Genomic DNA, 9,775 nt, shown 5'->3' with positions numbered 1-9,775 from the left:
CCGGACGAAGCGTTGCCGATGCTGTTCGATGTCTACGTGCAAGCCGATCCGTCGATCTATCGGCGTTTCGGCGGCACCGGGCTCGGGCTGCCGCTGTGCCGCCGCATCGCGCGGCTGATGCAAGGCGGCGCGTCGTTTCATGGCGTGTCGTCCTGTTGCGCGGCGGTTTTCGGCGGGAGCGGCGAGAAATAGCCGATCAACAGCAGCAGCACGCCGATGCCGATGAACGACACGATGCGCTCGATGCCGGTCACGTGCGACAGGTCGAACAGGAACAGCTTGACGACCGTGAGCGCGAGCAGCGCGGCGCCGACGAACCACAGCGGACGCAGCCCGCGGCGCGTGGCCCAGATCGTGATCGCGAGCGCGCAGAGCGTCCAGTACACGGAGACCGACGCCTGCACGAGCGTCGATTCCGCCATCGCACCGAGTTCGTACGGCACGCCGGCCCAGTGATGCAGCGTGCGCAGCAGGATCGCGTTCAGCCACAGGAACGCGGTGGCGCCGGCCACACTCAGCAGCGCGACACGATAGTCGTCGAACGACCAGCCGAGCTTGCGCGCACGCACGAACCACGTCGCGGCGAGCGCATAGACGACCGCGAGCACGAGGTCGAGCGGGTTGAAGAGCGGCACGCGCGCCCAGCTTCCGCCGTCCTGCGTGAAGTTCGCGTAGAAGGTCCACACCCACATCACGACGATCAGCGGCAGCGACGCGAGCGCGCACACGCGGGCGATGCCGTCGCGGCGCGTCAGCCACATGCCGGCGAACGCGAACAGGCTCCAGCCGACCATGAACACCTGCTGGATGCCGAACGACGACAGCACGGTGTCGATGTCGTAGACCATGTGGAAGCGGTGATGCAGCGTGCGCAGCATCAGTGCGTTGAACCACAGGAACACGGTGGCGATGGCCGCGTAGTCGACGACGCGCGGATGCCACGCGATGCCGAGCGTCCGCAGGCGGCGCAGCCACACGGCGAACGCGACGAACACGAGGAACTGCGCGATGTCGAGCGGGTTGAGCAGCGGGAGCCAGAAGAGCGGCGCCGCGTTGCCGTCGCTGGTCACGCTGGCGATGCTCCACAGCCACAGCAGCGCGGCGAGCGGTGCCGCGCCCCACACCTGGTACGCGCGCGGGAACGCCGCGACGGGCCAGCGCAGGCGCGAGCCGGGGCCGGACACCAGCAGGAGCAGCGCGCCGAAGCCGTAGGCCCACGCGCTCCAGCTCCACGCGCCTTCGGGCACGTACGCGCGCAGGCGCCAGAAGCCTTCGAGCGACAGCAGCCCGCACAGGGTCCAGAACGTCAGCGTGTGCAGCGGCGCGAGGATGCCTGCGGCGATGGAATGCGCCGTGCCGTTCGCGGAATCGGTGCTTGCCGCGCCGCGCGACTGGCGCCACAGCAGCGCAAGACCTGCGCCGACGGCGACGGGCCACGCGAACGCGCCCATTCCCGACAGCGGCGCTTCATGTGCATCGAACGCACGCAGCGCGAGCAGCGCCAGCACCGGCGTCAGCGCGAGCGCGGGCCATTCGGCGAGCGGCCACGCAAGCCGGCGGCGCGCGACGTGCGCGAGCCACGCGGTGCCGGCCGCGAACAGCGCGGTCGTATCGACGACGAAGCGGTCGGCATGCAGGTCGACGTGACGGCTCGCGTAGACGAGGATCTCGTGCAGGCCGCCGCTCACCCACCACAGCAGCCCCCACGCGGCAGCGGCGGCACCGATCTCGGGCATCCACGCATGCCATGCGCGCGCTTCGCTGCGCCCGTGCAGCCACCAGCCGGTGAACAGGCCGGCGAGCGCGATCAGCAGCATCGCGATGTACGGGCTGTTCAGCACGGGTAGCGCGGTGGCGTCGGCCGGCCCGAGCAGGCTCGTGAAGAACGCGCCGGCCGCGGCAACCTGCATCAGCAGCCCGAAGGCGAACCGCAGCATGCGCTTCTCGCGCACGCCGAGCCAGACGACAGCTGCGCCTTCGATCGCCCATGCGGCGCTGGTCGTCGGGCCCGAGAACGCGAGCGGCACGGCCAGCGTCGCGAAGATCACTGCGAGCGCGAGGGTGGATTCGAACAGCAGCGCGAGGCGGTCGCGGCGCCGCGCAAGCCACGCGGTGACCACGACGTAGAACGCCGACAACGCGACGGCGCTCCACGCGAGCCCGAACGGCATGTCTTTCACGAGCGATGCCTGCAGCGCGGTCGCGACGATCGGCGTGCCGAACACCAGCGTGCCGTCCACGTAGTGCCGCAGCGCAAGTTCGCGCTTCACCGCATACAGCAGTGCGATGCCGACATACATCAGGAAGAACAGGATGAGGAACGGCTCGGTGCTCGCGAACAGCGCGGGGCGGTAGGCCGTCACGCCCCACGCCGAGCCGATCGTGAATGTGAACACGAAGCCGAGCAGGTTCAGCGGCCGCCAGGCCTTGAACCATGCGATCGCGAAGATGCCCGCGTTCAGCAGCGCGTAGTAGCTGAACAGCGCGACGTGGTTGCCCTGGCCGGTCGACAGCAGCACCGGCGCGAGAAAGCCGCCGGCGCTGCCCATGAACGCGAGCGGCAGCGCGTTCTGCCGCACTGCGAGGAACGCGCTCAGCGCGCACACGGCGACCATCAGCGGGAACGCAGCGCCGACGGGCAGCAGTGCGTAAAGCTTCGTCGCGGCGAAGATCGTCAGGTACAGGATGCCGACGCCGCCCCCTTGCAGCACGAGCCCGTACGCCGCGCGGCGCGCACGCACGCGCCAGCCGATCGCGAGCAGCGCGGCCGCGGCGAGCGCGGTGCCGGCGAGGCGGAATTCGATCGGCAGCATGTTGTTGTCGGCCGCGTACTTGAGCAGGAACGCGACGCCGAAGAACAGCACGATGATCCCGACGCGCACGACCGTGTTGCCGCCGAGCAGCCAGTCGCGCGCGGCGCGGAAGGCGCGCTCGACGAGGTCGGGTTCGCGCGGCTTGGGCGGCGCGGGAGGAATCGACGGTGCAGGGGGCACGCGCGTTTCGCTTGCGCGGGTCGCCGCGGCCGGTGCAGGTATCGATGCCGGCGCAGCGGCGCGAACGGGTGCCGAAGCGGATGCCGGTGCGTCCGCGCGTGCGGCGGCCGGCTGCGCAGGCGGGCGCGGCGGCAGGGTGGCCGAAGGCGGGACGGGTGCGGATGGGGTGGCAGAGGCGGCGCTGATCGGCGTGTGCACCCTCGCGTCAGTCGTGGCCGAACCGGTTTTCGCGCCGGCCAGCTGGCCTCGCAAAGACGCGACTTCGCGCGTCAGCGTTTCGACGGTTGCTTCGAGGCGCGCGACGCGCTCGGCAAGCGGAACCGGCGGCTGCACGGGTGGTGCCTGCATCGCGAACGTGTCGGGTGCCGCGCCCTTGGTCTTGCGCTTGCGCTGTTGCAGCGTGTTGTCGAGGCAGAACCCGATCGCGGCGCCGAGCACTGCGCCGGTGATGGCGGAGAAATCCCCGATCAATGCGGCAATCCCGCCTACGATGAAGCCGATTGCGGTAAAAGCCCAGTTCATCTCGCCTTGCTCCCTCTCTCGTATCGTTATCGGCCTGCGATCGGACTTGTGCCGATCGAGGCGGTGTCGGCATGGCCGGCAGGCGAACCGGCATGCGCGGCTGACAACGGTGGCCGCGTGGCGGCCTGCGTCGCGATCAGCCTGTTGGCGGGGAATGTATCACAGCGGCCGTCGCGGATTTTCCGGGGTGGCGCGGTATCGCGGCGCGCGCCGCCCGGTGTCGTCGCGCGGCTTTTTGCACGGTCATGCTTTTTATTGGTGAATGCTTCGCTCATTCGTCTGAGCAGATCGACGTGCGATCGGACGTGAAATTGTCGTAAAGCGACGCGTGCCCGATGCGAATCCGCGCAATACGCGACGCGATCTGCGTCGCGCTGCTGCGCACAAGTCCGACGCTCGATGCCCGCCGTTGTTGGTCGTGCGCGTATTGCGCCGCCGCAATCGGGTGCCGCCGCGTGCCGCGGCCCGCCGGGCGGGGCTGGAGGCCGTGTCGTATTTGCGCAAGCGTTTGTCGTAATTCGTCGGCAGGTCGGGGTTTTTTCTGGCAACTATGTAGGCACGCTATGACAAGCGCGAGTCCCCGCTACACGAGGAGAAGGTTTCGATGGATGCCCCCAAGGTCGTGGTCGAAGGTCTGTGCAAGGTGTTTGGAAGCAACCCGCAGCAGGCGCTCGACATGCTCGCCGCCGGCGCGACGAAGGACGAGGTGCTCAAGCGCACCGGTCAGGTCGTCGGCGTGCACAACGTCTCCTTCGATGTGCAGGAAGGCGAAATTTTCGTGCTGATGGGCCTGTCCGGCTCCGGCAAGTCGACGCTGATCCGCCTCGTGAACCGGCTGGTCGATCCAAGCGCCGGCAAGGTGATGATCGACGGGCTCGACGTCGCGTCGGCACGCCGCTCGGCGCTGACCGCGCTGCGCCGCAAGGACATGAGCATGGTGTTCCAGTCGTTCGCGCTGATGCCGCATCGCTCCGTGGTGTCGAATGCCGCGTTCGGCCTGGAAGTCGCGGGTGTCAGCAAGAAGGAACGCGAGCGCCGCGCGATGGAAGTGCTCGAGCAGGTCGGCCTCGCGCCGTTCTCGCACAAGCTGCCGTCCGAGCTGTCGGGCGGCATGCAGCAGCGCGTCGGCCTCGCCCGCGCGCTGGCCGTGAACCCGTCGCTGATGATCATGGACGAGGCGTTCTCCGCACTCGATCCGCTCAAGCGCCGGGAGATGCAGGATGTGCTGCTGCAACTGCAGAAGGAACAGCGCCGCACGATCATGTTCGTGTCGCACGATCTGGAGGAGGCGCTGCGCATCGGCAACCGCATCGCGATCATGGAAGGCGGCCGCCTCGTGCAGGTCGGCACGCCGCAGGACATCATCGCGAACCCGGCCGACGATTACGTGCGTGCGTTCTTCGACGGCATCGACACCAGCCGCTACCTGACGGCCGGCGACCTGATGCAGACGGGCGCCGTGCCGATCGTGTCGAAGTGCGATGCCGCGAACGTCGCGGCGACGCTGAACGGCAGTGCCGACTATGCGTTCGTGCTTGATGCGCAACGCAAGCTTCGCGGCTTCGTCACGCGCGATGCGATCGGTCAGGCGACGCCGTCCGTGAGCCCGATCGAATCCATCCGCCGCGATGCGTCGCTCGAACATGTCGTCGCGCGCGTGGTCGCGAGCCCGAATGCACTGCCTGTCGTCGACGACGACGGCTGCTACTGCGGCTCGGTCGATCGTGCGCTCATCCTGAAGGCCATCACGCGTTCGCGAGGTTCCCATGTCTGAAATGATTCCGCTCGGTACCTGGGTCGACCAGTCCGTTCACTACCTGCTCGACCACGACGCCAAGACGTTCGACACGATCGGTCAGGCGATCGAGGGGCTCGCGGCATTCGTCGAGCACAGCCTGCAGGCGATCCCGATGTGGATGATGATGGCGATCTTCATCGGCGTCGGGCTGTGGCGGGTGGGCTGGCGCTTCGCGCTGTTCACCACCGCGTCGCTGCTGCTGATCTTCGCGACGGGCTTCTGGGATCAGACCGTCATCACGCTCGGCCTCACGCTGTCGTCGACGATCATCAGCCTCGTGCTCGGCATCCCGCTCGGCGTCTGGGCGGCGAAGAGCAAGTGGGTCGCCGCGATCGTGCGTCCGATCCTCGACCTGATGCAGACGATGCCCGCGTTCGTCTACCTGATTCCGGCCGCGATGCTGTTCGGTCTCGGCCGCGTGCCGGGGATCCTGTCGACGGTGATCTTCGCGATGCCGCCTGCGGTGCGCCTGACGAGCCTCGGTATCCGCCACGTGAACCGCGAGATCGTCGAAGCCGGCCAGGCCTTCGGCTGCACGCCGTGGCAGCTGCTGTACAAGGTGCAGTTCCCGAATGCGCTGCCGTCGATCATGCAGGGCGTGAACCAGACGATCATGATGGCGCTGTCGATGGTGATCATCGCGTCGATGGTCGGCGCGGGCGGCCTCGGCAACGACGTGCTCGCCAGTATCCAGCGCCTCGACATCGGGCTCGGTTTCGAAAGCGGCCTGTCGGTCGTGCTGCTCGCGATCATTCTCGACCGCATCACCGAAAGCTTCGGCCGTGCGCCGGGCACCGTGAAGGCGCCGCTGTTCTCCGGCCTCAAGCAGCTGTTTCGCGTGAAGGCCGCACCCGCACAGGCCTGACCTCCGGCGGCCGGAACCCCCGGCCGCTCACCCTGAATAGAGATAACGGCTTCCGCGGCTTCGGCCGCGGGGCTGGCCCCCTGCAACCTCCTCGCCAGGAGACCGATGTGACGTCCGCCGTCGCTGTCGCGCCCGCCGCCTGCGTTTCACCGGTTTCGTCCCTCGCCCATTTCGGCTTCCTGACGCTGCCGAACTTCTCGATGATCGCGTTTTCGAGCGCCGTCGAAGTGCTTCGGATGGCGAACTACGTCGGGCGCGCCGATCACTACCAGTGGTCGATCTACTCGCTCGACGGCAGTCCGGTACACGCCAGCAACGGCATCGCGGTGCGGCCCACGCAGGCGCTCGACTACACGAACCTGCCCGACGTGATGATCGTATGCGGTGGCATCCGCATCCGCGACGTGGTCGACGAAGGCGCGCGCGATACGCTCGCGGCGCTCGCCGAACGCGGGCTGCCGCTGGGCGGCATCTGCACCGGCGCGTATGCGCTGATGTCGAGCGGGCTGCTCGACGGCTATCGCTGCACCGTGCACTGGGAGAACCTGTCCGCGCTGCATGCCGAGTTTCCGCAAGTTGGCTTCGCCGATGAACTGTTCGTCGTCGATCGCGACCGGCTGACCTGCACCGGCGGCACCGCGCCGCTCGACCTGATGCTGAACCTCGTCGGCATGCGGTTCGGCCAGCAGCTGGCCGCGCAAGTTTCCGAGCAGTTCATCCTGGAGCGCATCCGCAGCTCGACCGACACGCAGCCGATTCCGGTCGATGCGCGCGTCGGCTTCTCGCGCGCGGAGCTGATCGAGGTCGTGCGGTTGATGGAGGCGAACATCGAGGAGCCGCTGTCGCTCGAGGAGCTCGCGCGGCTCGTGCGGCTGTCGCAGCGGCACCTGCAGCGGATGTTCAAGGTGTACCTGAACGTGTCGCCGACCCACTATTACCTGACGCTGCGCCTGAAGCGCGCGCGCGACCTGCTGCGCACGACCGATGCGTCGATCGCGCGCGTGACGACGGTCTGCGGTTTTCATTCGCCGTGCCATTTCAGCAAGGCCTACCGCGCACAGTTCGGCCACGCGCCGAGCTACGAGCGCCGGCTGCCGGGCCGCTGACCGACCCTATGGTCCGCGACGTCGCCGGGATCGCGGCGCGCGGCTTCAATAAACGATCCCGCATTCAAGCAAACGACATCACTTTGAGGAGAAGCAAGATGAAGCGCCTATTGATCGCAGCGGTGTGCGGGATCGGGATAACCGCGCCGATGTCGGCCGTGTATGCAGCCGACCCGCCCGTGTGCAAGAACGTGCGCTTCGCGGATGTCGGCTGGTCCGACATCGCGGCGACCACGGGCCTCGCATCGACGATGCTGCAGGGGCTCGGCTACAACCCGACGAAGACGATCGCATCGGTGCCGATCACGTTCGCGGGGATCAAGAGCAAGCAGATCGATGTGTTCCTCGGCTACTGGTCGCCGACGATGGACCCGATCATCCAGCCGTTCACGAAGGCCGGCCAGATCAAGGTGCTTTCGACGCCGAACCTGACCGGCGCGAAATACACGCTCGCGGTGCCCGACTACGTGTACCAGGGCGGCCTGAAGTCGTTCGCGGATATTCAAAAGTACGCGGACAAGCTGAACGGCAAGATCTACGGGATCGAACCGGGCAACGACGGCAACCTGCTGATCAAGAAGATGATCGACGGCAACCAGTTCGGCCTCGGTAAGTTCAAGATGGTCGAGTCGAGCGAGGCCGGGATGCTGGTCGAGGTGAATCGCGCGATCCGCGACAAGCAATGGATCGTGTTCCTCGGCTGGGAACCGCATCCGATGAACGTGCAGATGAAGATCGACTACCTGACCGGTGGCGACGACGTGTTCGGCCCGAACTACGGCGAAGCGAAGGTGCTGACGGCGACGCCGCCGGACTACTCGCAGCGCTGCCCGAACGTCGCGAAGTTCGTGTCGAACCTGCAGTTCACGACGACGATCGAGAACCACGTGATGGTGCCGATCATGAACAAGGAAGATCCGAACAAGGCGGCGGCCGAGTGGCTGAAGGCGAACCCGCAGGCGCTCGACAAGTGGCTCGCGGGCGTGACGACGCTCGACGGCAAGCCGGGCCTGCCGGCGGTGAAGGCTTATCTCGGCGTGCATTGAGCGAGGTGCGTCGGGTTTCACGGCGCTGGCCGGAAGCCTGACTGTTGTTGAGCCGGCGGAAGCAGGACCCACATCCTGCTTCCGCCGGCTTTTTGCATTCGGCTTCGTGCGCGGCCGACGGTGAGCGCACGATGCGCTAGACTGCCCGATCTCGATCGAGGAGGCAGCGATGATCCGCAACACGCGTGGGGATTCCGCAAGGCGGCAGACAGACAGCGGGCGGCTGAACGGCGCGGCTGCCGGTGCGGACGCAGGCTGCAACCGGACGCGGCCGCACGCCGGCAATTCTTTCGCATGAAGCGCATCGAGCAAGTCGTGCTCGCCGCCGATCTCGCGGGTACGGTGGTGTTCGCGATCGAGGGCGCCAATGCGGCGATCGGTGCCGGACTCGACCTGTTCGGCGTCATGGTGTTGTCGCTCGTCGTCGCGCTCGGCGGCGGCGTGATCCGCGATCTCCTGATCGGCGCACGGCCGCCGAGCGCCGTGAGCGACTGGCGCTATCCGGCGCTTGCGTTCGCGTCCGGGCTGTTCGCGTTCGTCTTTCACGCGCGGGTCGCCACGTTCTCGCCATCGCTGCTTACGACGCTCGATGCGGCCGGCCTCGCGTTGTTCGCGGTCGCGGGCGCGGTGAAGGCACTCGAATTCCGGGTTCATCCGTTCATAGCGACGCTGATGGGCGCCGTGACCGGTTGCGGTGGCGGCGTCGTGCGCGATATGCTGCTCGCACGGATCCCGGTCGTGCTGGTCACGGACATCTATGCGAGCGCGGCGCTGCTCGGCGCGGTGTTCGTCGTGTCGTGCAGGCGGCTTGGGTGTCCGCCGGTCATCGCGGCCGTGCTGGGCGGCGTCGCCTGTTTTGCGTTGCGGATGGCAGCGGTGCGCTTCGGCTGGCAATTGCCGAAAATTGCCACGGGCGCGTGAGCGTTCGGCTTACGCCCCCTTCGTCGCCGCCGGCACGTCGAACACGCGATCGAACGCCCACTGGAACACGAACGCGTAGCAGAAGAAGAACGCGAACAGTCCGATATCGACGACGAATGCGTCGAACCACGAGATACGGAGCCACCACGACACGACGGGCACGAGGATGAAGATCAGCCCGCCTTCGAATCCGGTGGCATGCAGGATCCGCCGCCCGAGCGTACGCGCCGGCTGCCGCCGCGACGCTTCCCAGCGCTCGAACAGCGCGTTGAAGATCATGTTCCACAGCATCGCGATCGCCGACATCGTCGCCGACAGTGCCCCCGAATAGACGAGATCCTGCTTGAAGAGCGCCGCGATCACGGGCGAGATGCAGGAAATGGCGATCGCTTCGTAGAGCACCGCCTGCGTGATCCTGCGCGGTAGGCCTTGCACGTTGTTTCTCCGGTTCGACCACACCCGCCGCGGCACCGTGCCGCGACGTCCCGCAAGGCTACCCGCGTTGCACGCCCGCTTCAATTCAC

Annotated in this window: 7 protein-coding genes and 1 pseudogene; 5 read left to right on the top strand and 3 right to left on the bottom strand. The window is 67.3% G+C overall.

What is annotated here, in order from left to right:
- Positions 1 to 137: 137 nt before the first annotated feature.
- Together G3N61_RS12460 and G3N61_RS12455 are read right to left on the bottom strand one after the other, a co-directional pair.
- Positions 138 to 3,515, bottom strand: coding sequence for a DUF2339 domain-containing protein (locus G3N61_RS12460; RefSeq protein ID WP_205822528.1), 3,378 nt, complete (start codon positions 3,513 to 3,515; stop codon positions 138 to 140).
- 26 nt (positions 3,516 to 3,541) lie between these two features.
- Positions 3,542 to 3,790 (bottom strand): hypothetical protein, encoded by a 249-nt coding sequence (locus tag G3N61_RS12455; RefSeq protein WP_205822527.1) that lies wholly within the window; start codon positions 3,788 to 3,790, stop codon positions 3,542 to 3,544.
- Positions 3,791 to 3,997: 207 nt separating this feature from the next.
- On the opposite strand from G3N61_RS12455, the pseudogene G3N61_RS12450 reads away from it, so the two are divergent.
- The 5 genes and pseudogenes from G3N61_RS12450 to G3N61_RS12430 form a co-directional block, all read left to right on the top strand.
- Positions 3,998 to 5,289, top strand: a pseudogene (locus G3N61_RS12450) (glycine betaine/L-proline ABC transporter ATP-binding protein); the annotation flags it as partial.
- Entirely contained in the window at positions 5,282 to 6,178 is an 897-nt protein-coding gene (choW, locus tag G3N61_RS12445) for a choline ABC transporter permease subunit (protein WP_043180664.1), read from the top strand. The pseudogene G3N61_RS12450 and the gene choW, both read left to right, overlap by 8 nt.
- 107 nt (positions 6,179 to 6,285) lie before the next feature.
- Positions 6,286 to 7,284, top strand: a complete 999-nt coding sequence (locus G3N61_RS12440; protein WP_011354068.1) for a GlxA family transcriptional regulator — start codon at positions 6,286 to 6,288, stop codon at positions 7,282 to 7,284.
- Positions 7,285 to 7,382: 98 nt separating this feature from the next.
- A complete protein-coding gene (locus tag G3N61_RS12435) occupies positions 7,383 to 8,330 on the top strand; it encodes a choline ABC transporter substrate-binding protein (protein ID WP_043180661.1) in 948 nt (315 codons plus the stop codon).
- A gap of 294 nt (positions 8,331 to 8,624) precedes the next feature.
- A complete protein-coding gene (locus tag G3N61_RS12430; RefSeq protein WP_205822526.1) occupies positions 8,625 to 9,251 on the top strand; it encodes a trimeric intracellular cation channel family protein in 627 nt (208 codons plus the stop codon).
- 9 nt (positions 9,252 to 9,260) lie between these two features.
- Here the strand turns inward: G3N61_RS12430 and G3N61_RS12425 are convergent, their stop codons facing one another.
- On the bottom strand, positions 9,261 to 9,686 hold the full coding sequence (locus tag G3N61_RS12425; protein WP_043181431.1) for a PACE efflux transporter: 426 nt from the start codon (positions 9,684 to 9,686) through the stop codon (positions 9,261 to 9,263).
- Positions 9,687 to 9,775: the final 89 nt, after the last annotated feature.

The sequence above is a fragment of the Burkholderia sp. Ac-20349 genome (genome assembly GCF_017104865.1).
GTDB classification, from domain to species: domain Bacteria; phylum Pseudomonadota; class Gammaproteobacteria; order Burkholderiales; family Burkholderiaceae; genus Burkholderia; species Burkholderia aenigmatica.
The sequence above is the reverse complement of the archived record's forward strand: the minus strand, read 5'-3'. Positions and strand labels throughout refer to the sequence as shown.

Coding starts and splice junctions, on each gene's coding strand:
- G3N61_RS12455 (WP_205822527.1), bottom strand. CDS start 3,790: ATGAGCGAAGCATTCACCAATAAAAAGCATGACCGTGCAAAAAGCCGC.
- G3N61_RS12460 (WP_205822528.1), bottom strand. CDS start 3,515: ATGAACTGGGCTTTTACCGCAATCGGCTTCATCGTAGGCGGGATTGCC.
- G3N61_RS12435 (WP_043180661.1), top strand. CDS start 7,383: ATGAAGCGCCTATTGATCGCAGCGGTGTGCGGGATCGGGATAACCGCG.
- choW (WP_043180664.1), top strand. CDS start 5,282: ATGTCTGAAATGATTCCGCTCGGTACCTGGGTCGACCAGTCCGTTCAC.
- G3N61_RS12430 (WP_205822526.1), top strand. CDS start 8,625: ATGAAGCGCATCGAGCAAGTCGTGCTCGCCGCCGATCTCGCGGGTACG.